This window comes from Arcobacter pernae, from assembly GCF_049472135.1.
Taxonomy (GTDB): domain Bacteria; phylum Campylobacterota; class Campylobacteria; order Campylobacterales; family Arcobacteraceae; genus Arcobacter_B.
This window is the reverse complement of sequence record NZ_JBMOVV010000001.1, coordinates 246,757-273,135: the sequence shown is the minus strand read 5'-3', so window position 1 is coordinate 273,135 and position 26,379 is coordinate 246,757. Positions and strand designations below refer to the sequence as shown.

Below are 26,379 nucleotides of genomic sequence, written 5' to 3'. Positions count from 1 at the left end.
CTTGATAACACCTTGGAAAAGGACTTGTTTTTTACAAGTCCTTTTTTAATGTCCTATTTTTTCAGAACTATTGTAAAAACTGCTTTATTTCCTCTATTTGAAGCTTTTATAACCCCGTGCATATTTTGCTCTATTATAATTTTTGACATATATAAACCTAATCCTGAACCATTAAGATTCTCTTTAGTTGTTATATAAGGTTTAAACAAAGACTCTAATATTTTACTATCTATACCACCCGCATTATCAATAAACTCTATTTTTATCTCTTTTGTTTTTCTATTATAAAAAATATCAACTTCTATTAACTTCTTTTCAATATCTTTTGAATCAAAAGCATCAATTGAGTTATTTAAAATATTTACAACTACATTTTTAAACTCATTCTCTAGATTTTTTACTTCTATATCGGTTTTATTTTTTATATTGTCAAGATTTACTTCACATGAAATAGAGTTTTTAGAAAGTCTTGGTTTTATTAAACCTATTGCTTCTTTTATGGCAATACCTATATCAAAGATAGTTTTTGTTTTATTTGGTTTAAAAAAGTCTCTAAAATCATTTATTGTTAAGGACATATGTCTTAATGTTGCTTTTATTTCATCAGCATTTGCAAGTAACTCTTTATCACTTAAAATATTCATCTCTTTTTTTATTTCTATTTCTTGGATTAAAGAACTAATAACATTTAAAGGCTGCCTCCATTGATGAGCCAACATAGAAATCATCTCACCCATAGCAGAATGTTTTGACTGTTGTATCAACAGTTTTTGCTGTAATTCAATCTCATCAAACAACTTTTTAGGAATATTTGAAAGCCATTTCCCTAATATAAATGCAATTACAATTATAAGAAACAATAGAAAGAAAAGTTCACTATTTAAATATTTGAAAAAGTCTGTTACATCCTCTTTAAAACTAAAAGAGATAAATATCTTTTCTTTCCCAATATTGTTAAACAACTCTTTTTGAATAACAATTTCATTTGTATTATCCAATTTATCTTTATTTAAATATCTTGTCCAACTTTGTTCATGAAAACTACTTAATAGTAAATGATTATCTTGATCAAATATATTTACATAAAATAGTGAAGATTCAAGTAGCTTTTTTAAAAACTCTTCCATAAAGAAATTTACAATCAAAATTCCTTTTTTTTCATTTTCTAAATAAACAGGGACTGCAAATCTCCATACAGGTTTATAAGGTATTTCAATTTCATTACGCTCTATATTTAAATCTATTTTTGACATATATAACTGATTTGGATTTAGATTGATTGTTTCTTTAAAGTAACTTCTGTGCGCTTTATTTTGTAAGCTATTTTCATCAATAACACTTATTATGTCATTTTTAATTCTTCTTTCAAGCCTTATAATCTCATTTCCACTTAAATCAATATATCTTAATTGAGTTGCACTATTTTCATGTAGCATTAAAATATTAAAAAGTGAGATAAGATTATTTTTATTTACTCTATTTGAGTTTTCAAGATAATTAGTAAAAATTAAATTACTCTCAAGGGAATTTAAAAAGCCTTTATACTGTTGATATTGTTGCTCAAAAAGTTTTATTTTTGCATTAATCTCAGTTTTTGCATTTTGTAAGTTTTCTTTCTTATTATATTTATCTAATTCAAAAAAAGTAACAGCCAAAATCAAAATAGATAAAGTCGTACCTATTAAAATAAAAAGATATACAAATCTCTTTAAATAATCAATTCTTTTACTCATTTACAATCTCTTCTAAAGGAAGTGCTTTTTCAAAGTAATAACCTTGAAATAAATCTACACCTAAATCAATCAATAAATTAAATATTTTTTCATTTTCAACAAACTCTGCAATAATCTGTATTTCTGATTTTTTACAAAACTTTATGATTGACTCTAAAAGAACATAACCCCTATATTCAGAGATTTTCTTAACTAAACTTCCATCAAGTTTTACAATATCAATAGGTAAAATAAAAAAGTATTCAAAGTTTGAATATCCAGAACCAAAATCATCTATTGCAATTTTTGCTCCAAAACTTTTCATCAAATTACAAAACTCTATAGTTTTTTCAATATCTTTTAAACCTTCACTCTCCAATAGTTCTATTGTAAGATTTATTGAGTATTCTTTCATAATATTTTCAATAAACTGAACAATCTCAGGGTTTATGATATCTTCAAAAGAAAGATTAATAGAAATTGCTTTATCTAAGATTTTTGCACTTTCAAAAGATTTTTTTATAATTCGTTTAGTAAATTTTGTATAATGCTTTGAGTTTTGAATATTTTCTAAAAACTCATAAGGTACTAATATCTTATCATCTTCTTTATCATAGACTCTTGCCAAACACTCATATTTTACAAGTTCCTTGTTTTTGTCAACTATTGGTTGAAAATATGGAATGATATTATCCGAAGCAAATGCATTTTTAATCTTTCTTTGAATAACAAGATTTTTATAAAAATTATCCCTAATATCTTTAACTTCATCAAAAAATATAAATGAAAGTTTTTTACTTATTGCTATATCTTTTGCAATAAGTGCTTCTACAAGTAAATCTTCTTTTGATTCAATACTAACTCCAATAGTAAAACTTAAATCTAAATATAAATGTTTTGAAACTTCAAAACTATAATTATCCAAAGAACTAACCAACTCTTTTATAAAAACCTTTAATTCTTCTCTATTAAGTTCATTTGTATCATTTATCAAAATAGCAAACTTATCTGAATCAAGTTTAAAAGTTTTATACTTACTATAACTATCTATTTTTAGAGCAACTTGCTTTAAAATATTATCAGCAACATCATATCCGTACATTTTGATATACTTCATATAATCATCAATATCGATAACCATTAAAGCTAATTTCTCATTTTGTAATTCATTTAAAGTTTTAAATAATGAATATTTATTCTTAAGTTGAGTAACAGTATCAATTGATAAATTTTTGATAATTTCATCTTTTTCTTTTAATATTGGACTTAAATCCTTTAATAAAATCTTTATTCTTTTAACTCTTTCATTCTCAAATTCTGAAGCAAAGGCTGTTAAATTTACTGTATATGACTTATCAAAAATATTTAGAACTAAATTTTTATTATATATATTATAAGAGGTTACTTTTTTTATTAAAGTTTCAATATTTCTAAGAGGTAAAATATCTTTTATATTTTTAAAATCAAAGCTTTCTAAATGTGATGTAAGATACTCTGATAATTTATTAGATATTTCTACAACATTCCCTTGTAAATCAATAGAAAAAACTAAATTTGTTACATCAATTGCTTTTTTATACTGTTCTAACTCTATTTTCTTTTTTTCTAATTCTTTAAATGATTGTATTTTCTCTGCTATTTTTATAATCTTAAATTGTAAATCTTTAAAGTTTATTGGTTTTTCTAAAAAAGACTCTATATGTAATTCAATTGCCTCTTGTAGATAATCAGTTTGTGTGTATGCAGAAGTGATAATAATTGGTATTTCAATATTGTTATCTTTTAATACTTTAGAAAACTCTAAACCATTCATTTCAGGCATTCTAATATCTGTGATTATAATATCTATTTCGTTTTGTTTTAATAAAGATAAAGCCTCATTTCCATTGCTTGCGGTATATACATTTGGAGTTGATAGTTTCAGAAGTCTTGTTATCGTATCCCTCGTAATTTCATCATCTTCAACATATAATAAACTTATTGTGTCTAAATTTGAATCTATCATCTTAATACCTTTTAAATTTATTTATTAGCCTATAATTTTATTATATCAGTTTTTTCATTGTTAGGTCAAAAATTATTTTATTATAAGAATATATAGTTTTTATTGTGAAAATTCTTAACATTTAAATAGCTATTTTTAAATATAATAATCTAATTTCAAAGCATTTATGCGTTATAATTATTTTTTATTGCCAAGGAAAACCTACTAATGTCTGAATTTAGAAAAAAAGATAGTATTTTAAAGATCATAAAATATGGACCTTTATTTTTTGTACTTACTTTATCAATAATTATAACAACTATTGTAATCACAGAAAAAAACAATTTTTTTAAACAAGAAATAAAAAAAGCTGAAAGAAACTATTTAGAACGAAATAAAAATAGAGTTCAAGAAGAAGTACAAAGAGTTTATGATTATATAAAAGATAAAAAACAAAATTCAGAAGAACTTTTAAAACAAAGAATTAAAAACAGAGTTTATGAAGCTCATCAAATTGCTACAAATATTTATAAAAATGAACTGATTGATTTAAAAGATGGACACAAGCATACTAAAGAACATATTTTCAATACAATCAAATATGCCCTTGAAGGGATTATTTATAATAATGGAAGAGGATATATCTTTATTGATGATATAAATGGTGTAAAAAGACTTCAACCTTTAAATAAAGAATTAGAAGGTAAAAACTTTTATAATTTTGAAGATCCTCAGGGTTATAAGTTTGTTAGAAAAATTATTGATACAATCAAAAATAAAACAGAAGCTTTTGACTCTTATCTTTGGTATAAAAATAAAGATGATGAAAAAGCATATCAAAAAATAAGTTTTTATAAGTATTTTGAACCTTTTAATATTGCAATTGGAACAGGTGAATATATTGATGAGTTTGAAAAAGAACTACAAAAAGAACTTATAGATTTTATACAAAAAATAAGATATGAAAACAACTCTTATATTTTTCTTTTTGATAAAAATGGTACGAGTTTAGCACACTATAACAAAGAGTATGTTGGAAAAAATAGAATAAATGAAAAGAATGAAGAAGGTGAGTATTTTGTAAAAAATATTTTAAGTCTTGCAAATGAAAAAAGCGAAGGCTTTTATGAATATAAAGCAACAATAAATCCATCTACAAATAATATGCAAAATAGTAATAAAATATCATTTGTAAAAAAGTTTGAAGAATGGGATTGGATTATAGGAACAGGTTTTTATCTTGATGAATTAGAAAAGAATACTGCTCAAATTAAAAAAGATCTTCTAGACTCAAACAATAATGCTATAAAACAGATTATTGTGTTTAGTTTATTATTAACTTTTATTTTTATTCTGCTGTCATTTTATATTAGTAAAAAAATATCTAAAATGTTTGAAAACTACGAACAAGATATAAGAGAACAAACAAGCAAACTAATTGAAAAAGAAAACCTTTTAATTCAACAATCAAAAATGGCTACTATGGGTGAAATGATTGGAAATATTGCTCATCAATGGAAACAACCTTTAAGTTTAATAAGTACATCAAATGGGATGCTAAAACTAAATAAAGAGTTTAATAATTTCTCTGTTGAGCAGCTAGATGAAGCAATTGAAAATATAGATAATTCTGTAAAAAACCTAAGTGATACAATTGATGACTTTAGAAACTTTTTTAATCCAAATAAAAATATTACTTACTTTAAAATAGAGCACTCTTTTGATAAAACATTTAAATTAATCAGTTCTCAATTTAAAAATAATAATATTCAAATTATAAAAAATATAGATGAAGTAGAACTTTACTCTTATGAAAATGAACTTTTACAAGTACTTATTAATATCATCAAAAACGCTAAAGAACAGTTAGATAAACTTGAAAATAGCGATACTAAACTTTTATATGTAAGTGCAAAAAAGATTGATGATAAACTTCAAATAAAAATAGAAGATAATGGTGGTGGAATCATTGAAGAAAATCTAAATAAAATCTTTGATAATCACTTTAGTACAAAAAAAGAAGAAGGTGGTTCTGGTATTGGTTTATATATGAGTAAACAAATAATTCAAAATAGTATGAATGGAGAAATCAAGGCTTACAATAATATCATAGAGCATGAAAATACTCCTTATAAAAGTGCTTGTTTTGAAATCCTTTTACCTTTAAGTATCAAAGAGAATGACTAATTCTCTAAATACTTAATAGTATTTCTTCCAGCCTCTTTAGCCTTATAAAGCATATCATCTGCTTTTTTATAAATATCATCAATCTTAATATCGTTTTTTTCATCTACAGAAATAATCACCACACCAAATGAAGCTGTTACTATATTTAAAGGTGGATTTTTTTCATGTTTAATTGCAAGTTTTTCTATATTTACTCTTGCATCTTCAACTAGATCCATAGCTGCTAATTTTGTTTTAGAACTTATTAAAATACCAAACTCTTCCCCTCCTAGCCTAAACACTTGATCTTCATCTCTTTTAAAACTATTTTTTAAGCTATTTGCAACTTCTATTAAAACATCATCTCCATCTTGATGACCATAAGTATCATTATATTTTTTGAAATTATCAATATCCAATAAAACAAATGCAAAAACTTTATTATTTCTAACACTTTGTAATACAAAATTATGTGCCGTATCATTAAAGTGTCTTCTATTGTATAAAGATGTTAAACCATCAGTAATAGAAAGCTCATAAATTCTTTTCTTATCAGTAATATCTTCTCTTATGGCAAAATATCCGATAATTTCACCACTTTTATTAAACTTTGGCTCAATTACGGCTTTTACCCAATAATAACCACCATCTTTTCGAAGATTTTTAATCTCACCTTTCCAAGTCTTACCTTGAGAAATAGTATCCCACAACTCTTTGTATATAGATTTTGGCATATCTGGATGCCTTACTATATTATGACTTTTTCCTATTAGTTCCTCTTTTTTATAACCAGATACTCTACAAAATGCTTCAGAAACACTTTGAATAGTTCCTTTTATATCAGTAGAAGAACTAATTATATTTTCATCAAAAATCTTGTTAAAACTTTGTATATCTTCAATTTTTTTAATTTTTGAGAAGGTATCTAAAACCTTCGCTTTTATCTCTTCTTCTAAAATAGGTTTTGTTAAATAATCATTTGCGCCATTTTTAAAAAGTTTTATTTTTTGCTGAGGATTAGAATCAGAACTAATTATAATAATTGGTAAAGAACCTGTATCTTTTTGCTTTCTAATAGCTTTTGTAAGTTCCAAACCATTCATTTGGGGCATACTATAATCAGTAATAACCATTTTTATATCTTTGTTTTCATTTAAACAGTTTAGTGCTTCATTACCATTTGAAACTGTCTTAACATTTAAAAAAAGTGTTTGTAATAGGGATTTAATTTGAGTAGCTACGACTTGAGAATCTTCAACAACTAAAACTTGGGTATCTTTAATATATAAAAGTAATTCCACAAGCTCATGAACACTTTCTAATCCGTGAATAGAATCTTTTGATACATAATCAATAATATTTAGATTATCAATCTTATTCATAAAGTTATCATCAATTTTTGAGCTTAATACTATAGTAGGTATATTTGCATTTTTAAAAGTTTCTAAAAGTTCACCATTTAAAGCATCTGGTAAAACTAAATTTGAGATAGCCAAAAAAAAGCTGTTTGAAAAGATTAGGTCTTCAACTTCAGCTAGACTCTTAGCCTTGTAAATCTCAAAGTTATTTTTAACTAAAAAAAGTTCCTCTAATACATTAACAATTAAATTAGAGTTATCTACTATTAATATTTTCTTCAAAGTTATTCCCTAGGTTAGTTTTAGTTATTATAACTAATAAAAATTTGAAAAAAATAAAATTATTGTTTTAAACTAGTATAAATATCCTCAATAGTTTTCATAAAATATGGATGATGATTAGGAGCTCTTGCAACTCTATAATCTTTTATTCCTAATTCATCTGCAACTTCTTTATATTCTACATCAAGCTCAAACTCGGTTTCTGAATTATCAACTGTAAAAGATATAGGATAGATAATAACTTTTGAATCTATCTCTTTTAGTTTATCTTCCATATAGGGTCTAAGCCATTCCATAGGACCTAGTCTTGATTGGTATGCCACATGTATTTTCTTAAACACTATTCCTTGTTTTTGAAGTTCTTTTTTAGCACATTCTACATTTGCTAAAATATGTTTTTGATATAAATCACCTTTATCTATTGTTCTTTGTGTAAGTCCATGAGCAGAAAAAATCAATTCAAACTCTTTTGAATCTTCTTTTTTTAATGTCTCTTTTATTCTTTCAACTATTGCTTTATTATAGTACTCATTATCGTAATAGCTATTTATTGTTCTAATTTTATTTTCCAATCCATATTTTTTAGCAACTTTTATTAAGTCTTCTATAGATGATTTTGTTGTAGTTGAAGAGTAATGTGGATACATAGGTATAGCATAAATTTCATCATAATCTTTTATTTTTTCAAGTACATCCTTTGCAAAAGGTGGAGTATATCTCATCTCATAAAATACATCTGCATCTAAAATATTATTAAGTCTTCTAACTAATCTTTTTGTATGCCCAACTATTGGTGACATCCCACCTAACTCTTTATAGTTACCTTGTGCTTCTTTTAATCTTTTAAAGATTATAAACTTTGCAATCATTGCTCTTATTGGTTGTGGAGCTGATATAATATATTTATCATTAAACATATTGTGTAAAAAAACTTTTACTTCACTCAAATTATTTGGTCCACCCATATTCATTAAGACTACGGCTCTTTTCAACTATCTTCCCTCTTTTCTAATATTTTTTTTGTTTGAGTATGACGATATTCAAACATATTTAATAAATCACTGTAAACAAATGGTTCTAAAATCTCACCTATTATTCCAAAAGGCATTTCATAAATAACAACATCTTTTAACTCTGTAAATTTCTCATGTTGTATAAATATATGCTGATGTTCCCAATACTTAAAAGGTGATTTTAATGCAATATCAACAATCTTTTTGGGTCTTTCATGTTTAGAGATTTTTACAGTCCAGTTTATAGGAACAAAATTTTTAATACTTTTTAGTTTTAAGATTTCACCTTCTTGGGCTTTGAAATCTGGTGTTAATAGTTTTACTTTTATATTAGGAGGTGTGATTTTAGTAAGGTTTGTAGTATTTGTATGAAAATCAAAAAGCTCTTCTGCACTACATTTGATTAGTGTACTTTTTTCAAACTTTTTCATAATACCCTCCTTTTTTGTTTTATTTTAACAATAAAGAAGGAGTATTAATATATAAAAAATGTCAACTTATAATAATCTTCGTTCTAAATACTCTCTAAACTCTTTTGCACCATCTTTTGAAGAAGTTACAACTTCATCAATTCCATCAAAAGAGATTTGTAATTTAGATTGTTCTACACTTTGCATAGATTTTATTTTATCCACATTTACGATATATGACCTGTGAATTCTAAAAAAGTTTTTATTAGATAAAAGTTTTTCTAAATCCCCTATTTTCTTCCTAACATAGGCATCTGTTTCTTTTATTTTTATGATTACTTCATCTAAATCAGCTCTTATATAATAAATATCATCTAAATCTATTAAATATATTTTATCCCCTCTTTTGGCGATAATTTTTTTATCTTCTGTTTTATTAACAGATGTTTCAACATAAGTTTCAATCTTTTTTATTATCTCTTTTAGGCTATCTGTATCTATTGGTTTAAGTAAATATCCCATTCCACCATTTTTAAAAGCCTCTAAGGCATATTCTGCATAAGCAGTTTGAAATACAACAAATGTTTTAGGTTCTAACTCTAAAATTTTATTTGCTAAATCTAAACCACTTATTTCAGGCATTGATATATCTAAGAAAACTGCATCAAATCTAGTTTTAGTACACTGCTTTAAAGCCTCTTGAGGATCTGTAAAAGTTGTAATATCTTCAATCCCCTCATCATTTAATAATCTCTTTAATCTACTTATTGCTAAATTTTCATCATCAACTATTAGTATTTTCATTTTTTAACCTTATTATAAACTTCATTTTATCTTTTATTTCATAATCCAAACTACCAATTTCAAGAAGTTGCAATCTTTTATCAAGGTTTTTTAACCCCGTCCCATAATTTACATTTTCACTTATACGACCATCATTTGAAACTTCTATCCTATCATTTTTTATCTCAATATTAATATTTAAATCTATTCCTCTATAACCATGTTTTATTGCATTTTCTACTAAAAGTTGAATAGAAAATTTTGGTACATACTTTTTCATACAAGAGTTATTAGAATTTATAAAAAGTTTTATTTTATCTTCAAATCTAGTATTTTCAATATTTACATAAGTTTTTACCATTTCAAGTTCATTTTCACAGCTAATTAAACTGTCTGTATAAATAGCATTTCTTAAAAACTTTGATACATTTATTACAGATTGCTCTGCCTTTTTCTTATCAATATAAATCAATTCACTAATAGAATTAAGTGCATTAAATAAAAAATGAGGATTTAACTCACTCTCTAAAGCTTTTAGTTTTGTCTCTAAAATTTCACTTTTTATTGATTCATTTTTATACTTCATTGAAATAAATTGATGCAAAATCAAGCCTATTAAAAAAGTCAAAAATCCTATAGTAATACCAATATAAGTAGCATAAGGTTCAATAAAATCAATTATTTTTATATCAAATTTTGAAAAGAAAAAATATGAAAAAAGAAAACCTAAAGCACCTGATAAAAATGAAAATGCAAAACTTATTAAATACCAAAATTGTTTACTTACTTTTGGAAGAATAAAGTTATTTGAAATAGTTATTAATACAGATGCAAAAATAGAAATTGTTATAGCACTTAATGTACTAAAAATAATTGTAGAAGTTCGTTGTAAGTCTTCATTTAAAAAATAGAAAACCAAAGAGATTAAAAAGCCAAAAAAAGCAGCTATTATAATTATATAAATCCAATCTTGAACAGATACTTTAAGCTCAAAACTCTTCATTTATTTCCTTATGTAAAACTTTGACACCAAGTGCAACTCCTGGCCACCCCTGCCCCGCAAAAACTGTATCACCCACATTATAAAGTCCTTTAAATGGTGTTTTACATGATGGCAAGCTCAAAGCATTTTTTATGCTAATAGCACTTCCTCCACAATTAAATCTATTTATATAGCTGTTAAAAGTTGTTGATGTTGCACTAAAAGCTGTTTTAATATTATCTTTATCTATAATATCAAAATTATTTAAAAATTCTTCTATAATATAATTCATTGTTTCAAGTTTTTTAGTTTCATACTCACTAGTTGTTAAATCTTTCCAAAAGTTTGCTTTGGTATGCGTAGAAATAGTAATACTTAAACCTTTTGAACTTAAAACTTCATCATTAATATCTGAAAAAGATACAAAAAAAGAGTTTGAAATAGAGTTTGGAATATTCTTATTTAAAATTATTTGATAATGATGAATAAGTTCAGGCTTGATGTCAAGTTTTAAATAAACAACAAATGCACTCTGGTCATTAAACTTAAAAGAGCTGTAATAGTTTTTTATTTTTTCATCTTCAAATAAAGAACTACTATCAAAAACTGTAGAGTTTAAAATAACTTTTTTACATAAATATTCATCCTTATTTGTTTTAACTAAATATTCATCTTCTTTTCTTATTATTTTTAAAACTTCTTCTTTATTATGGGTTTCTACATTCTTTAAAATACCATCAAAAATATGTCCCATTCCTTTATTTACATAATAAACATCATGAAAAGGATAAGAAAGTCCCAAAGCCATTGAAAGCAAAGGGATATTTTCTGAAGTTGTTTGAACTGTGATAAAAAGTTGTGCATCAATGAAACTTTGATACTCTTGACTTATATTTCCTAAAGTTGATGAGATAAACCCTTTTGCACTTTTAAAAATATCTAATTTAAACTCTTTTAAAAGTTCAGCTACAAAAACTGCACTTTTTATATAAGCTTTTAGGCTGTATTTTGCAAAATAAAGCTTTTTTAAATTCCAAAACTTTTCATCTATACCTTTTAATGTTCTCCAAAAAAGTTCATTGTTTTTATTTGGATAAACCTTATTTATTTCTTCTAAAAATTTATCAAAATCTTTTGTTCTATCTAAAACTTTTTTATTTTGGATTGTTCTGATTGCAACTTCACTTTTTAATAAATCAGGTTTAAAATCAATCTCATCAAAAATCTCTTTTATTGGATGTTTTTCTTCATAGCCTACAAAAGTTGTCGCTCCTGCATTAAAGTAACTTCCAAATCTTTTAAAAGTACTTGCACATCCACCAAGATTTTTATCCCTTTCAAATAAAACTAAATTTTTATTGCTATTTAAAGAAGATATTAAACTTCCTCCTATTCCTGAGCCAACTACAGCTATATCAAGCTTTTTCATTTTTAGCTCCTTTGAAAGCCTCCAGAGCTCTTTTTCTTGAAAGTTCAATTGAGACCATAGGTTTTACATAATCTACAAATAAACTATTTGCTAAAGCTCCTTCTTTATGGAAAAGTTTAGGATCTACATCTTTTAGTTTAGGAATTACACTTTTTATAAAAAGCCCTTCTTTATCAAACTTAGCACTTTGAGAATAAGGATTAAATATTCTAAAATAAGGAACACTATCAGCACCAGTACTTGCTGCCCACTGCCACGAACCAATATTTGCACTTGCATCATAATCTAAAAGTTTTGAAGCAAAATATCTTTCCCCTTTTCTCCAATCAATTAAAAGATTTTTTGTTAAAAAAGATGATACTATCATTCTTAATCTATTATGCATAGTTCCAGTTTGATTAAAGTGAATCATTGCTGCATCTATTAATGGAACTCCTGTTTTACCTTCACACCATCTTTGAAAATCTTCTTCATTTTTATTCCAAGGAACTTCTAGTGTATTAAAATTCTCAAACTCACTATTTGGAAAATGAAATAAAATATAGTTATAAAACTCTCTCCAAAAAAGCTCTCTTACAAAAAACTCACTATTTGCACCCTTTAACTTTTTGATTTTATTAAAAACTTCTACAGGAGATATAAGCCCAAATCTTAAATGAACTGCCAATGAAGAAGTTGCACTTTTATAAAATATGTCCCTATCTTCTTCATAATCTTCTATTTTTAATGAGAACTCATCTATTAATTCATTTGCTGTTTTATTTAGAAAAGAAGGAAGAGAAACTTCATCAAAACCCATTTGCTTTAAAGTAGGTATTTGTTTATAATCAAAAGCTATTAGTTTTAGTTTCTTGTTTATTTCAAACTCTTCCAAAGCATCACTTTGCCATAGAAAAGAAAGATTTTTATAAAAAGGTGTAAATACTTTATAAGGTGTTCCATCCTTTTTTAAAGCATTCCAAGGTTTTATGATATATGAATCACTATACCTTCTAAGAGGTATGATTTTTTCAACTTCTATATCTCTTTTTTTTGCATAAGAGTCAAAATCACAAGAGCATAAAATCTCATCAAAACCTAAAGTTTTAAGTTTTGAAAAAACTTCTACTGGCTTACCATAAAAAATCGCTAAATCTAAACCTAAACTTTTTAACTGTTTTTTTAACTCTATTACAGATTTATAAATAAAACTTACTCTTTTATCATCTTTTTGAAGTAAGTCTAAAATATTTGTATCAAAAATAAAAATAGGCAATACCTCATCTTTTGCTTTTGATAGTATTGCACTATTTGTAACCCTTAGGTCTCTTCTAAACCATAAAATCTGTTTCATTACTTATAAGCCTTTACATCAGATCTTAAAGCTAGCTCTTTTGGATATGGATTTAAAAACTTTTGTGATTTTAAATATGTAACATCAAATCTTTTTGTATAAACTTTTATGATTTTAATTACTGCAATTAAAGGTATAAGTTTAGCTCTATAATCTTCAATAGACTCTAAGATTTCTTCTTTCTCTTCTTTAGAAATAAGCTTTTTAAAGTATCCAAATATATGTAATAAAACATTGTAAGTTTTTTTAATGCTACCTTTTTCATTTATAGCTTTTAAGAAAGCTTCTTTATACTCTTCTAAAACCTCATCTACTTCTCTTTTGTCATGATTAGCTACAATATTTCCTAACTCTTTGTAAGCATTTGTTGATTTTGCATAAATTAAATATTTATATTGAGTATGAAACTCTACTAAATCATTGAAGCTAGGTTTAGTATCAATAAACTCATGTAAATCTCTATAAGCAAATATTTGCATCAAGAAGTTTTCTCTAAGCCAGGCATCTTTTAATCTACCCTCTTCTTCTATTGGTAAGTAAGGATACTTTTCTTTTATTTTAGCAGCGAATCTTCCAACACCTTTTTTCTCACTTGGTGCATTTATCTCTTTATAAACTTTTACTCTTTCTAAGCCACAAGTTGGTGAACTAGCTTTTAAAATAAATCCACATAAGTAATCATTTTTAATTCTATTAGCATTTTTCTCACAAGACTCATCTAAAACATCAGTTAAATCTTCTTTTTCATAAGTTGTAACTACTCTTATGTCATTATCTTTTTCAACTAATCTAATTGTTGGTCTTGGTGTTCCAAATACTTCTGCTTCAGGACAGTATGGTTCAAAATCAAAATAGTTTCCTAAAGTATTTACTATGAAACCATCTTTTGAATTTGTTCCATCATATCGACACATGCTCCCTAATAAACAAGCTGATACTCCAAGTTTCATAATAAATCCTTTTTTATTTTAATTTTATAATAAAAAAGAATTAATTAATAGGATTTTAATATCAGTTAATACTACATATTTTTCTTGGTTTTATTTGTAGGTACTGCTTCATAAGGATTTTCGGGCCAATAATGTTTTTTATATTTACCCCTTAACTCTTTTCTAACTTCTTCATAAGAGTTATCCCAAAAACTTTTTAAATCTTGTGTTATTTGAATAGGTCTATTTGCAGGATTTAGCAAATGAATAGTTAAAGGTATTTGATTATTTAATACTTTAGGAGAGCTTTGAAGTGAAAAAACCTCTTGTATTTTCACTGATAAGATAGGATTTTGATCTACTGAATAGTCTATATTTATTTTAGAGCCACTTGGTACACTTATAAAACTTGGTAAATCTTTTTCTAAAACTTTAAAGCTATCATAATCTATATTTGAAAAAAGAATTGAGTAAATATCTAGTTTTTCTAAATCCTCAAATCTTTCTATAGAGTTCAAATAAGGCTTTAACCAAGTATCAGCATTTTTTGTTAGATACTCATCAGAAAAATCCATTAGTTCTAAACTACAATCAAACCCACTTTGTTTTGCACTGTTATAAAAGTTTACTCTATTTTGTAAAGAGATTGCTTTTTTATCAAAAGTAAGAGTTTGTTTTACACCTTTTACTTTTACATAATCTAATATAGCCTCAATATAATCCTCTTTTGAAATATTTTTAGCTTTTTCATAACTAATAATAAGACTCTCAAACATTAAAACTTCATAAAGTTCAAAACTATCTTTATTCAATGTTTTAATAGTTTTATAAAAATGTTTTGAAAAATATTTCTCAACTAACTTAAAATCAATACTACATGCTTGATTTATATATGAATTAGTCTGTTTTGCACTTAAATTTAAAGCTACTAAATACTCACTTTTTTGTAATAACACATCATCAATTATGGCTGCTTTTTTATTACTTAGAGCATAGATATTTTCATTGCTTTGTCTTTTTTTTGCTAATCTATCAGGATAAGCAAAAAGAGTTAAAATAGATATATACTCATTTTTAAATTGAGTATTTATTTTGATCTCTTTTATTTTTTGAAGCCTTGTAAAAAACATTGAAGCTTGTTTTTTAACATTTGAAATCCTTTGAATATTTACATTATTTAAGTTGTTTTGTTCATAAACTACCTCAAATCTACATAAAAAATCTTTTGAACTAGTTTGTAAAATATCATTTTCACTTAATAAAGAAGCTATTAAACAAGCCTGCTTTGCAAAGCCTAACTCATTTGATTTTAAAATCATAAAACCTAATCTTGGATGAATACCTAAACTTAAAACATCTTCTCCAAAAGAAGTAATATTACCTTTTTCATCAAGCAATTCTAAACTTTGTAATAAAGCCTTTGAACTAGATTCATACTCTTTATTAGGTCTATTAAGTAAAGTTAATTCTTCTAAATCATCAACTCCCCATAAAGCAGTATCTAAAAGAAAAGAGCTTAAATCTACTCTTAATATTTCAGGTACTGAATTTTTGGTTAAAAGTCTTTTTTTATGCCAAAGTTTATAACAAACTCCTTTACTCAACCTTCCTGCTCTTCCTTGTCTTTGAATAGCACTATCTTCACAAATAAAAGAATACTCTAAATGATCCATTCCAGTTGTAAAATCATATCTTGAGATTTTTTCTAGTCCAGAGTCAATAACTATTTTAACACCCTCAATAGTAAGAGAAGTTTGAGCTATGTTTGTAGATAAAATTACTTTTCTTTTTTCATTTTTAAAAATAGCTAAGTTTTGTTCTTTCTTTGATAAGCTTGAGTGTAAAGGTGTTATTAAAATATCATCTTTTAAACTGCTTTCTAATAAGCTTTTTAAACTATTTATTTCTTTAAAACCTGCTAGAAATACTAATATATCTCCTTCATCATTTTTTAAAGCCTCTAAAACAGTTTTATGTAAGATATTATCTAACTCTTTAATATTTGGATGTTTTACATCTAAAGGAAGATATTTTTCTTCAACCTCAAACATTTTTCCTTTACTTGTTACTAATTCAAAATCTTTTAGACTACTTTGTAATTCATCTTCTTGTAGTGTAGCAGACATTAAAATAAGTTTTAAATCTTCTCTTAAAAGCTCTTGAGACTGTAGACACAAAGCAAGACCTAAATCACTATTTATACTTCTCTCATGAAATTCATCAAAAATAACACAAGCACACTCTTCTAAAGCTTGATTAGATTGTATCATACGAGTAAGGATTCCCTCAGTAACAACTAAAATTTTTGTTTTATTACTTTTTTTACTCTCTAGTTTTATTTGATAACCAACAGTATCTCCAACTTCTTCCCCTAATAAACTAGCCATTTGTGTTGCAATTGAAATAGCAGCAACTCTTCGTGGTTCTAAAACAATAATAATTTTATCTTCTAACCAAGGTTCATTAAGTAAACTAATAGGGACAACGGTACTTTTACCAGCACCAGCAGGAGCTTTTATAATAAGGTTTGATTTATTTTGTAATACCTCTTTAATTTGAGGTATTACTTCATTTATAGGAAAGTTTAACATTTAGCAATTATATATAAAAGTTTATACTACTTTACTTTCTTTTTTAGTTTTTTTAGTATTTCTAACTTTTTTTCTAATTTCTCTTTTTGTTTTTTAGAGTCTTCTTTTTTTATTTGCTTTTTTGTTTTTTCAATTTTAAGTTCAATACTTTTTATCAACTCTTTTCTTTTAACTTTGATTTTTTCTTCACTCTTAGTAGAATCATATAGACTCTTAATCTCATCAAAAAGTTTTTCTATTTTCATATTTCCTCTCCTAATTCTTGAATATCTTTACTATCAATTAATAAAATTGACATTGCGTTAATTAAATTTTTTGAAATATCATGGGCAAAAGTTGTATCATTGATTAAAGAAGTTGCCATTTTTTTATCAATTTTATCTTCTCTAATTAACTCATCAATTTTTTCATTTCTTAAACTATCCAACTCTTTTATATTCTCTTTTAAAACCTCTAAAGAAGATAGAACTTCTAAGTCATCTTTTTCATCTCTAATATCATCAATAGTTTTTAAAACCGTAACTAAACTTAATCTTATTTTATTATATTCCTCTTTAATAAAACTATTTTTTGATTTTAAATAAATAGTTAAATTTCTATGTAAATCTCTAATATCTTTTGTAGATTCTACAATATTTCTTGCTGCTAATTTAAGCTCATAAACTCTTTGTTTATCCTCTTCATCCATACTCTCTTGAGCAACGGCAGAAAACTTAACAATCTCGCCATATAAACTTTTAATTTTATTTGTATAAAAAAGATTTACATCAGTATTAATATCTAGATTTGAGTTTTTGACAACCTCGCTTAATGTTTGAGTATCCACATTTTTATAGTTATGTCTATGTAAATAAATACCATGAGAAACAACTTCTTGGGCATTGTCATATAAGTGAAAAATCTCTTTTTTAACAGCAATTAAAACAGCATCTGGGATTTTTACTAAACCATTATCTAAAAATCTTGGTTTTGATTTTGAAGTTTTTTCATTTTTAAATAAACCTTTTAAGAAGGTCTCTAATTTATAAGTGAAAGGTGAAACAACTATTACTCCGATTATATTAAATACTGTATGGAAAAGTGCTAGCTTCATAGTATAATCATCAGCAGCTATTGATATTAAACTTGCAATATAATCAACTAAATCTGCTAATTGATATAAGAATATAATTGCAATTATTCCGGTTGTTATATTAAAAATAAAGTGAGCAACAGCAAGCCTTTTACCATTTGAATTTGAAGCAAGAGCTGCAATAACAGCAGTAACTGTTGTACCAATATTTGCTCCAATTGCCAATTCTAAAGCATTTAGATATACAATTTGTCCTGTTGCTAAAGCTGTAATAATTAAAGCCATAGTTGCACTACTTGATTGAATAATAATAGTAGCAATCGCCCCAAGAGCAATATAAACAATAATCCCTAAAGCACCTTCCATAGCAAACTGAGATAAATCTAAACCAGCTTTTAAAGTTTCAAACCCGTCTTTCATATATGAAATACCTAAGAAAACAAACCCTAAACCAAGAAGTACATTTCCTAAACCTTTTAGACCATTTGAACTTGAAAATCTAAATAAAACACCAAATATAATCATAGGCATTGCATAAGCTGATATTTTTATCTTTACTCCAAAAGTTGAAACAATCCAAGCAGTTGTAGTTGTACCAATATTAGATCCAAATACAATTCCAATTGCACCACTTAAACTTATTAAACCTGCACTTAAAAAGGATATAACGATAATAGAAACCAAAGAAGAACTTTGAACTATTGAAGTTGATAAGAAACCTGTACCAATGGCTTTAGGAATACTACTTGTACTTTTTTGGATAATTCTTTCTAGAATTCCTCCACTAAAAAGTTTGAAGCCATCTTCCATAAAAACCATACCAATTAAAAATATTGCAATTCCTGCAATAATAACTTTTGCATCGTCATTTGAAAAAAGCAAATATGCTAAAAGTGCTAAAATCAATGGGTATAAAACTCTTTTTGCCATAATAACTCCTAAAATATAGGTAAATACCATATTTATACCCAAATAATAATAATATATTATTTAAGTTATGCTACTATATAATATTAGTTTATAAGAATAAGTTATAAAGGTTAATATGATTCCAAAAAAATTTAAAATAATTAGTACAATACTTTTTTTATTGCCACTTACAATTTTGGCAAAAGATTACACAATTGGCTTTGCACAAGATACTTTAAAAAATGATTGGAGATTAGCTCAGGTTGAAGAGTTAAAACAAGAGATTAGTAAACATCCTAATCTAAAACTTACAATCAAAAGTGCCAATACAAAGGTCTCTAAGCAAATTAGAGATATTGAACTTTTTATAGAACAAAATGTAGATTTTATAATCACAAGTCCAATTGAGCCAAATATTACAAGTTTAGTTTTAAAAAAGGCTATTGATAAAAATATAAAAGTTATTTTACTTAGTAGAACAATAAATAGTAAAGATTATACTACTTTTATTTCACCAAATAATGAAAAAATTGGAGAAGAAGCTGCAAAACTTTTAGCTACTTTGATAAATGGAAAAGGTGTGATTTTAGAAATACAGGGAATTAAAACAGCCACATCAACACTAAAAAGAACAAAAGGTTTTAACAATATTATTAAAAATTATCCAAATATAAAAGTAATTAAAAGAAATGCAAACTTTTTAAGAGCTGATGCTATAAAAACTATGGAAGAAATCTATAAAAAAGATATAAAATTTGATGCTATTTTTTCCCATAGTGATAGTATGCTTGTAGGGGTTAGAAAGGTTATGAAGAAATATAACAAAGAATTATCTATTCCAATGGTAGGAATAGATTATATAAAAGCTGCTCAAAATGCCATATTAAAAGGGGAACAAACAGCTAGTTTTGTATATCAAACTTCTGCAAAAGAAGGTGTTCAAGCAATAGTTGATATAATAAATAATAAAACTGTCGAAAAAAATATTAGCTTAAACACTCTAAAAGTTACAAAAAATAATGCAGATAAAATAAAACCAATTTTTTAAAGGATTTCATTGTTAAAGAATAAACTATTTATATTAATAATCTCAATTACTTCACTTAGTTTAATACTTAGTGGTATTGTGTATTATAAAAACATAAACTCTGTTTTTGAAGAACAAGCTATTTTAAACATAAATCATGATAAAAAGATTTTTAACTCTTTTTTACAAGATAAGAAAAATCAGATTAAAAAACTATCAGAAAATATAATAAATAATGAAAACACAAAACTATCTTTAAATCTTATCTCTAATTATCAAGATAAGAATAACTATTCAAAAGAAATTTTTGATTATGAAAAAGAGAGACTTTTAGAACTTTCATCTCAATGGGTTAGCTTAGAAGAAGGTATTTCAATAAGCCTTTTTGATAAAAATAAAAATCTTGTTTTAGTTAATTCTAAAGTAGAGAATATTAGAAACTTTGGATATACATCTTTTAAAGACAAAAAAGAAGTTTTTGTTAATAAAATAGATAAAAACAATACACAAGTTCCAAAAATAAAAAATATAAATGAGTTTAAACTTGAATCTTTCAACTTTATAGAAAGACAAAATATCATTGTAAGTATTTTCTTAAAAGAGATTTATTTAGGAGAAAACTTAGTTGGTTATATAAAAGTATGTTTTAATATAGACCAAGAGTTATTAGATAGTCTAAAAGATACATTTATGAATAAAATTGTACTTCAATTTGACAATCAAAAATATATTTTTGATAGAGAGTTAGATGCACAAAAATTTAAAATTATTGAAAAATCAAAAAACTACCTAATAAAAAAGTCAAAAATTGATGAAACTAATGACTCTATTTATTTAATAAATATTTTAGATAAGCAAATAATAAACAATAAAATAGGTAAAACTTTTGAAACAATTATTATTATATGGCTTGTAATTTTAAGTATTACTATATTCTTGTCATTTATGTTTACAAATAAATATATTTTAAGACCAATTGAGAACCTACAAGATATTATAAAAGATATAAAGAAAAAAACAAATGTAACAACAAGTATACAAACAAATAGTTCAAAAGATGAAATTAAAGTTATAAGAGATGACTTTAGAGAATTAGCTAAAGCATTAGATAAAAATATCGCTTTTTTAAATAGCTATCAAGCTATTATGGATGAAGCAGCAATTGTAAGTAAGTCTGATTTAACTGGTAAAATCACTTATGTAAATGATAATTTTGTAAAAATTTCCGGTTACTCAAGAAAAGAAGCAATTGGCTCTCCTCATAGTATCATAAGACATCCAGATACACCAAAAGAAGTTTTTGAAGATTTATGGAATACTATACAAAATAAAGGTATTTGGAAAGGGACTTTAAAAAATAAAAGAAAAGATGGAACTTTTTATTGGGTTAACTTACTTATTAGACCACTTTTAGATGAAAATAATAATATCGCTAAATATATTGCTTTTAGATATGATATTACTGAGTTAATTGAACAAAGAGAAACAATTAAAAAAGCTGCGAATACTGATAAGTTAACTGGTCTTTGTAATAGAGTAAAATTAATTAAAGATATAAAAAAGTTAGATTCTCCTGCTTTATCTTTTTTTAATGTTGATAGTTTTAGACAAATAAATGATTTTTATGGACACTTTTTTGGAGATATCCTAATAAAAGAATTAGCTGAATTTTTATCAAATAAGTTTATTCATAGCAAACATATAAAAGTATATAGAACGCAAGCAGATGAGTTTGCTTTACTTGCAAACTTAAGTAATGAATTTGAAAAAGAAGCCTTCTTTGGAGAAATTTATAGATTAAATAGAAAAATAAATAATAAACAATTTAAGATAGAAAATGAAGATTTAAATATAAATATTACATCTTCTATTTCTTATGAAGATAGTGAAAAGATTCTTTCTACTGCAAATATGGCACTAAAACATGCAAAAAAGAATTCTGTAGATTTACTAGTATATAAAGATGATTATAGTTTAGATAAAATCTATGAAAATAATATAAAATGGGCAAAAAACTTAAAAACTGCAATTAGAACTGACAAGATTGTTCCATTTTTTCAGCCAATTATCAATAATAAAACAGGTCAAATAGAAAAATATGAGTCTTTAGTTAGACTAATAGATGAAGATAATAAAGTTGTATCACCTTTCTTCTTTTTAAATATTGCTAAGAAAACAAAACACTATGAAACTATAACTAAAACTGTAATCAAAAAAAGTTTTGAAAAATTTAAAAATAGTACTTATGAGTTTTCAGTAAATCTTACAATTGAAGATATTTTAAATGCAAATATTCAGTCATATATTTTCTTAATGTTAGACAAATATCAAATTGGTTCTAAAGTTGTATTTGAAATAGTTGAATCTGAATCAATTGAGAATTTTAATGAAGTTTCAAAATTTATTTCAGAAGTAAAAAAGTATGGAGTAAAAATAGCTATTGATGACTTTGGAACAGGTTATTCAAACTTTGAATATCTTCTAAAATTAAAAGCTGATTACATTAAAATTGATGGTTCTATGATAAAAGATATTCATAAAAATGAAGATTCTAAGACTGTTGTTTCAGTAATCGTGGACTTTGCTAAGAAAATGAATATGAAAACAATTGCAGAATTTGTTGAAAATGAAGAGATTTTATATGTAATAAAAGAACTAGATATTGATTATTCACAAGGTTACTATTTTAGTGCACCTAAAAGAGATATAGATTAATGTTATCTATTTTTAGATATAATCGCGAATATAAAAGATTTAAAAGGAATTATCATCAAAGCATTTAATTCATTAGATTTAGAACCAAGCATTATTAAAGCCTTGGAAGATTTAAATTATGAACAACCAACACCTATACAAAAAAAGAGTATACCTCTTGCTTTAAAGAAAAAAGACATCTTAGCAACTGCACAAAGTGGTTCAGGGAAAACTGCTGCTTTTGTTTTACCAATCATAGATGAAATACATAATACAAATAATCAAGCACACCCTCTAAGAGCGTTAATATTAGCTCCAACAAGAGAACTTGTAAACCAAATCAATAAAGCAATTGAAGATTTTAGTAAATATATTGATATTAGAAAAACTGTAGTTTTTGGTGGAGTATCATCTAAAGACCAAGAAAGAAAAATAGCAAAAGGTGTTGATATTATTGTAGCGACACCAGGAAGATTATTAGAGCATATAAAAAATAAAACTGTAGATTTATCAACAGTAACAACTTTAGTTGTTGATGAAGTTGACACAATGCTTGATATGGGATTCTTAGAAGATATTGAAACAATCTTCTCTAATGCAAGTATGAGTAGACAAATTATGATGTTCTCTGCAACATTAAACCAAAATGTTAAAAAACTAGCAAAAGAGTTTTTAGAAACTCCTGCAGTTGTTGAGATTTCAAGCCAAAGATCAAGTGTTGATGTTATTGACCAACAAGTAATTCAAGTAGATGAAGCTAAAAAAAATGAACTTCTTTCTTTTATAATTGGTTCAAGAAACTATCCTCAAGCACTTGTATTTGTAAATACAAAAAAAGAGGCTGATGGGTTAGTTTCTCACCTTGAATTAGATGGATTAAAAGCTTCTTGTATTCATGGAGATATTAGACAAACAGCAAGAGCAAAAGCCCTAAGAAAGTTTAAAAGTGGAGATATTAGAGTTTTAGTTGCTACTGATATTGCGGCAAGAGGTATTGATATTCAACTTTTACCTGTTGTTATAAACTACTCTTTACCTGAAACTGTTGCAGACTATACACATAGAATAGGAAGAACAGGAAGAGCTGGTAATGCTGGTGTTGCTATTACTTTGTTAAGTGTAAAAGATTATAAAATGATGACAAAAATTGAAAAAGATTTAATCTTAGACTTAAAAAGAGATATTATTGAAGACTTTGAACCAACAGAGAAAAAACCAAGAGGTATCAAACCAAGACCTAAGCAAAAGCTTAGTCAAAAGAAAACTGTAAATAGAACAGCAAATACGCCAAGACCAACTAAACAGAAGAAAAGAAAAACTACTAAAAGAGATGCAAACAGAAGTTTTAGAAAGTAATTAATTACTTTCTAAAATATTCATTCTTTTTAAAATTTCAAAAGTTTTACTCACATCATATGTAGCACTATGATGTGAACTTTCATCAAATTCAATTCCATAAAAATCACAAACCTCATCCAAACTTGGATTTTTAATATTTCCTCTACTATTCAAAGACTTTACTAAATGTTTGTTTTCTTTCATTGTACATATATGATTTTCAAATCTTGCTAATTTATCAATATGTCTTAATTCAAAACTTATATTATGAGCAACTAAAGTTTTTGCACTATAACAAAACTCTTTAAACTCTTCATCTTCATTAAAATATGCAGGATACTCTTTATCTTTTCTATAATCCATTATTAAATCTGGCGTTAACCTATGAACTTTATAAGAATAGAAATTTACTGGAAACCTTGATAAATAGTATCTATGAAATTTATCAACTATCTTAAAACCATCATTTGATATATCTAATTTTACAGCTGCAACTTCTATTACATCACCAATATTATGTGTGTTTGTTTCAAAATCTAATATTATCACTTTATAAACTCTTCTCTTTTTTTATATATCAATTTTTGTATTTCTTTATATTTTGAACTATTAACTGTTTGTAATTTATCTATTAGATATTCATATTTTTTATAAGTATCCCAAACATTAAAACTATGCTGTTCTCTATTCATTTTATAAAGTTCTATACATACAACACCATTAACAAAAGCTTTTAAAATAAATGATTCTTCTCTAGTATCTTTTTCATTTTTATACTCTCTCCATAAATCTTCTAGCATATCATGAGCTTTTACAAAATCATTTTTATTAATAATATTAATTATTTCATCTAAATTGTTTACTAAATTCATTTTTACCTCAAAAGGATTATAGCAAAAGAAGCCTTTTTCTAGTAAATAAACATTTAACCTTAAATTAATATTAATGGCTATAAAATTATTGTATAAGAGTAAAGGAGTTTATCATGCAAGTAAATAACAACTCTCAACTAAATAATGATGTATATTTAAACGCCAATCAAGCACTAAATAGAATAGCTACTGGTGTAGAAATAAATAAAGCAAGTGATGACCCATCAGGATTATCAATACTTAATAATTTAAATGTACAAGCAAGTGGTTACTCTCAAGCAATTGAAAATAGTAATCAAGCAATTGCATTAACACAAATTGCAGATGGAGCTTTAACTGGTCAATCTACAATCTTAGATAATGTAAAAGAGAAACTCTTAGAAGCATCAAATGGTACAACAAGTCAAGAAGGCAGAGAAGCTTTACTAGATGATATTCAAGGTTTATTAACACAATTTGATGATATTGCTAGTCAAACAAACTACAATGGAAATACTCTTCTTCAAAAAAGTTCTGACGATCAAGGAGAAAGTGAAGTTCTCCAATTTCAAACATCAAATGAAGATGGCACACCAATTGAAACTACGTCAGTTCAATCAAATACTCAAGGTTTAAATTTAAATGATTTGTTAAATGAAGATCCTAATAGTTTTACAGCAGATGATGCAAGATCTTATTTAGATAGACTTGATACTGCTATTGATGATTTAAATACAATTAGAGGTGAGTTTGGTTCAGTTCAAAATCAACTTGAAAGTAATACAAGAAATCTTCTAAGTCAATCAAGTTCAACTCTTAGCGCAGCTGATGTTTTTAATACAGATTTTGCAGCTGAAGTTGCTAGTTTTTCAAAACAGAATATTTTAGCTCAAATTGGAGCTTTTGGTGCGGCTCAGTCAAATAACATAAATCAACAAACGGTTACAAGACTATTAAGTTAAAAACTTATAGTCTTTGTAACTCTTATTCTATTTTTAGGTCTTTTTGTAATTTTAGTATATTGTCTATTTTCAAAAGTAAAATAGTTTTTATATCCCGTTAAAACTCTTCTTTCTCTTTGTGTATAAAAGTTATCATCACAAGTTCTATACTCTTCTTTTTTATATCTATGAGATCTATAACCATTTCTTTCATCTCTTGAGTTATTAGCAATTGCAGCTCCCATTAAACCACCAACTACTCTTGCAACATCACGACCATTTCCTTTTCCAATTTGATTCCCAATAGCAACACCAATAGTAGCTCCTACTAACGTATCAACTCCTATTGAATTATTGTCATATGAATTATACTCTTCTTCATAATTACTTCTATAATAAGGCTCTTCTTCACACTGTTCATAAACTCTATCATATCTGTATTCGTAAACAGGCTCACTTTTATATACATGGGCATATGAGTAAACTCTATTCTCTTTTGCATACATAATACTTGATAAAATAAAAATTGAAATTAAAAACTTTTTCATAGGGATACTCCTTTTATATGTTCTAAA

The 26,379-nt window shown here is 25.6% G+C and carries 21 protein-coding genes; 5 read left to right on the top strand and 16 right to left on the bottom strand.

What is annotated here, in order from left to right:
• Positions 1 to 53 precede the first annotated feature (53 nt).
• The gene (locus ACH5BF_RS01350; protein WP_423272188.1) at positions 54 to 1,733 is read right to left on the bottom strand and encodes a sensor histidine kinase; all 1,680 of its coding nucleotides are present in this window, start codon (positions 1,731 to 1,733) and stop codon (positions 54 to 56) included.
• Positions 1,726 to 3,717, bottom strand: a complete 1,992-nt coding sequence (locus ACH5BF_RS01345) for an EAL domain-containing protein (protein ID WP_423272187.1) — start codon at positions 3,715 to 3,717, stop codon at positions 1,726 to 1,728. Before ACH5BF_RS01345 ends, ACH5BF_RS01350 begins: the two co-directional genes overlap by 8 nt.
• 207 nt (positions 3,718 to 3,924) lie before the next feature.
• On the opposite strand from ACH5BF_RS01345, the gene ACH5BF_RS01340 reads away from it, so the two are divergent.
• A complete protein-coding gene (locus ACH5BF_RS01340; RefSeq protein WP_423272185.1) occupies positions 3,925 to 5,883 on the top strand; it encodes a sensor histidine kinase in 1,959 nt (652 codons plus the stop codon).
• Here ACH5BF_RS01340 and ACH5BF_RS01335 read toward each other — a convergent pair.
• The 11 genes from ACH5BF_RS01335 to ACH5BF_RS01285 form a co-directional block, all read right to left on the bottom strand.
• The gene (locus ACH5BF_RS01335; protein ID WP_423272184.1) at positions 5,880 to 7,502 is read right to left on the bottom strand and encodes a GGDEF domain-containing response regulator; all 1,623 of its coding nucleotides are present in this window, start codon (positions 7,500 to 7,502) and stop codon (positions 5,880 to 5,882) included. The genes ACH5BF_RS01340 and ACH5BF_RS01335 overlap by 4 nt on opposite strands.
• 59 nt (positions 7,503 to 7,561) lie before the next feature.
• Entirely contained in the window at positions 7,562 to 8,494 is a 933-nt protein-coding gene (hemH, locus tag ACH5BF_RS01330; RefSeq protein WP_423272183.1) for a ferrochelatase, read from the bottom strand.
• The gene (locus ACH5BF_RS01325; RefSeq protein WP_423272182.1) at positions 8,491 to 8,946 is read right to left on the bottom strand and encodes an SRPBCC family protein; all 456 of its coding nucleotides are present in this window, start codon (positions 8,944 to 8,946) and stop codon (positions 8,491 to 8,493) included. The genes hemH and ACH5BF_RS01325 overlap by 4 nt, the downstream gene beginning before the upstream one ends.
• A gap of 66 nt (positions 8,947 to 9,012) precedes the next feature.
• Positions 9,013 to 9,729 (bottom strand): LytR/AlgR family response regulator transcription factor, encoded by a 717-nt coding sequence (locus ACH5BF_RS01320; protein WP_423272181.1) that lies wholly within the window; start codon positions 9,727 to 9,729, stop codon positions 9,013 to 9,015.
• The gene (locus tag ACH5BF_RS01315; protein ID WP_423272180.1) at positions 9,710 to 10,711 is read right to left on the bottom strand and encodes a sensor histidine kinase; all 1,002 of its coding nucleotides are present in this window, start codon (positions 10,709 to 10,711) and stop codon (positions 9,710 to 9,712) included. The genes ACH5BF_RS01320 and ACH5BF_RS01315 overlap by 20 nt, the downstream gene beginning before the upstream one ends.
• Positions 10,698 to 12,119: a phytoene desaturase family protein gene (locus ACH5BF_RS01310; RefSeq protein ID WP_423272179.1), complete on the bottom strand. Its 1,422-nt coding sequence runs from the start codon at positions 12,117 to 12,119 to the stop codon at positions 10,698 to 10,700. Before ACH5BF_RS01310 ends, ACH5BF_RS01315 begins: the two co-directional genes overlap by 14 nt.
• Positions 12,106 to 13,452, bottom strand: coding sequence for a cryptochrome/photolyase family protein (locus ACH5BF_RS01305; protein WP_423272178.1), 1,347 nt, complete (start codon positions 13,450 to 13,452; stop codon positions 12,106 to 12,108). Before ACH5BF_RS01305 ends, ACH5BF_RS01310 begins: the two co-directional genes overlap by 14 nt.
• The gene (locus ACH5BF_RS01300; protein WP_423272177.1) at positions 13,452 to 14,402 is read right to left on the bottom strand and encodes a YbgA family protein; all 951 of its coding nucleotides are present in this window, start codon (positions 14,400 to 14,402) and stop codon (positions 13,452 to 13,454) included. The genes ACH5BF_RS01305 and ACH5BF_RS01300 overlap by 1 nt, the downstream gene beginning before the upstream one ends.
• 71 nt (positions 14,403 to 14,473) lie before the next feature.
• The gene (gene hrpB / locus ACH5BF_RS01295) at positions 14,474 to 16,972 is read right to left on the bottom strand and encodes an ATP-dependent helicase HrpB (RefSeq protein WP_423272176.1); all 2,499 of its coding nucleotides are present in this window, start codon (positions 16,970 to 16,972) and stop codon (positions 14,474 to 14,476) included.
• Positions 16,973 to 16,998: 26 nt separating this feature from the next.
• Positions 16,999 to 17,217, bottom strand: a complete 219-nt coding sequence (locus ACH5BF_RS01290) for a hypothetical protein (protein ID WP_423272175.1) — start codon at positions 17,215 to 17,217, stop codon at positions 16,999 to 17,001.
• Complete coding sequence (locus ACH5BF_RS01285; protein WP_423272174.1) at positions 17,214 to 18,974, bottom strand: Na/Pi cotransporter family protein; 1,761 nt, start codon at positions 18,972 to 18,974, stop codon at positions 17,214 to 17,216. Before ACH5BF_RS01285 ends, ACH5BF_RS01290 begins: the two co-directional genes overlap by 4 nt.
• A 115-nt stretch (positions 18,975 to 19,089) precedes the next feature.
• Between ACH5BF_RS01285 and ACH5BF_RS01280 the strand changes: the two genes are divergently transcribed.
• The 3 genes from ACH5BF_RS01280 to ACH5BF_RS01270 all read left to right on the top strand — a co-directional run bounded on the left by ACH5BF_RS01280 (position 19,090) and on the right by ACH5BF_RS01270 (position 24,030).
• Positions 19,090 to 20,001: a substrate-binding domain-containing protein gene (locus tag ACH5BF_RS01280; protein ID WP_423272173.1), complete on the top strand. Its 912-nt coding sequence runs from the start codon at positions 19,090 to 19,092 to the stop codon at positions 19,999 to 20,001.
• A 9-nt stretch (positions 20,002 to 20,010) separates the two neighbouring features.
• Positions 20,011 to 22,695, top strand: a complete 2,685-nt coding sequence (locus tag ACH5BF_RS01275) for an EAL domain-containing protein (protein WP_423272172.1) — start codon at positions 20,011 to 20,013, stop codon at positions 22,693 to 22,695.
• 102 nt (positions 22,696 to 22,797) lie between these two features.
• Positions 22,798 to 24,030 carry a DEAD/DEAH box helicase gene (locus ACH5BF_RS01270; protein ID WP_423272171.1) on the top strand — a complete coding sequence of 411 codons (1,233 nt, stop codon included), beginning with the start codon at positions 22,798 to 22,800 and terminating at the stop codon, positions 24,028 to 24,030.
• Here ACH5BF_RS01270 and ACH5BF_RS01265 read toward each other — a convergent pair whose 3' ends face one another.
• Both ACH5BF_RS01265 and ACH5BF_RS01260 read right to left on the bottom strand, forming a co-directional pair.
• Positions 24,031 to 24,561 carry a 3'-5' exonuclease gene (locus ACH5BF_RS01265; protein ID WP_423272170.1) on the bottom strand — a complete coding sequence of 177 codons (531 nt, stop codon included), beginning with the start codon at positions 24,559 to 24,561 and terminating at the stop codon, positions 24,031 to 24,033. It lies immediately after the preceding gene.
• Positions 24,558 to 24,884, bottom strand: a complete 327-nt coding sequence (locus tag ACH5BF_RS01260; RefSeq protein ID WP_423272169.1) for a DUF309 domain-containing protein — start codon at positions 24,882 to 24,884, stop codon at positions 24,558 to 24,560. The genes ACH5BF_RS01265 and ACH5BF_RS01260 overlap by 4 nt, the downstream gene beginning before the upstream one ends.
• 113 nt (positions 24,885 to 24,997) lie before the next feature.
• On the opposite strand from ACH5BF_RS01260, the gene ACH5BF_RS01255 reads away from it, so the two are divergent.
• Positions 24,998 to 25,825, top strand: coding sequence for a flagellin (locus ACH5BF_RS01255; protein WP_423272168.1), 828 nt, complete (start codon positions 24,998 to 25,000; stop codon positions 25,823 to 25,825).
• Here the strand turns inward: ACH5BF_RS01255 and ACH5BF_RS01250 are convergent.
• Entirely contained in the window at positions 25,822 to 26,352 is a 531-nt protein-coding gene (locus ACH5BF_RS01250; protein ID WP_423272167.1) for a glycine zipper 2TM domain-containing protein, read from the bottom strand. The genes ACH5BF_RS01255 and ACH5BF_RS01250 overlap by 4 nt on opposite strands.
• Positions 26,353 to 26,379 lie beyond the last annotated feature (27 nt).

Coding starts and splice junctions, on each gene's coding strand:
- ACH5BF_RS01350 (WP_423272188.1), bottom strand. CDS start 1,733: ATGAGTAAAAGAATTGATTATTTAAAGAGATTTGTATATCTTTTTATT.
- ACH5BF_RS01345 (WP_423272187.1), bottom strand. CDS start 3,717: ATGATAGATTCAAATTTAGACACAATAAGTTTATTATATGTTGAAGAT.
- ACH5BF_RS01340 (WP_423272185.1), top strand. CDS start 3,925: ATGTCTGAATTTAGAAAAAAAGATAGTATTTTAAAGATCATAAAATAT.
- ACH5BF_RS01325 (WP_423272182.1), bottom strand. CDS start 8,946: ATGAAAAAGTTTGAAAAAAGTACACTAATCAAATGTAGTGCAGAAGAG.
- ACH5BF_RS01320 (WP_423272181.1), bottom strand. CDS start 9,729: ATGAAAATACTAATAGTTGATGATGAAAATTTAGCAATAAGTAGATTA.
- ACH5BF_RS01315 (WP_423272180.1), bottom strand. CDS start 10,711: ATGAAGAGTTTTGAGCTTAAAGTATCTGTTCAAGATTGGATTTATATA.
- ACH5BF_RS01310 (WP_423272179.1), bottom strand. CDS start 12,119: ATGAAAAAGCTTGATATAGCTGTAGTTGGCTCAGGAATAGGAGGAAGT.
- ACH5BF_RS01305 (WP_423272178.1), bottom strand. CDS start 13,452: ATGAAACAGATTTTATGGTTTAGAAGAGACCTAAGGGTTACAAATAGT.
- ACH5BF_RS01300 (WP_423272177.1), bottom strand. CDS start 14,402: ATGAAACTTGGAGTATCAGCTTGTTTATTAGGGAGCATGTGTCGATAT.
- hrpB (WP_423272176.1), bottom strand. CDS start 16,972: ATGTTAAACTTTCCTATAAATGAAGTAATACCTCAAATTAAAGAGGTA.
- ACH5BF_RS01290 (WP_423272175.1), bottom strand. CDS start 17,217: ATGAAAATAGAAAAACTTTTTGATGAGATTAAGAGTCTATATGATTCT.
- ACH5BF_RS01285 (WP_423272174.1), bottom strand. CDS start 18,974: ATGGCAAAAAGAGTTTTATACCCATTGATTTTAGCACTTTTAGCATAT.
- ACH5BF_RS01280 (WP_423272173.1), top strand. CDS start 19,090: ATGATTCCAAAAAAATTTAAAATAATTAGTACAATACTTTTTTTATTG.
- ACH5BF_RS01260 (WP_423272169.1), bottom strand. CDS start 24,884: ATGAATTTAGTAAACAATTTAGATGAAATAATTAATATTATTAATAAA.
- ACH5BF_RS01255 (WP_423272168.1), top strand. CDS start 24,998: ATGCAAGTAAATAACAACTCTCAACTAAATAATGATGTATATTTAAAC.
- ACH5BF_RS01250 (WP_423272167.1), bottom strand. CDS start 26,352: ATGAAAAAGTTTTTAATTTCAATTTTTATTTTATCAAGTATTATGTAT.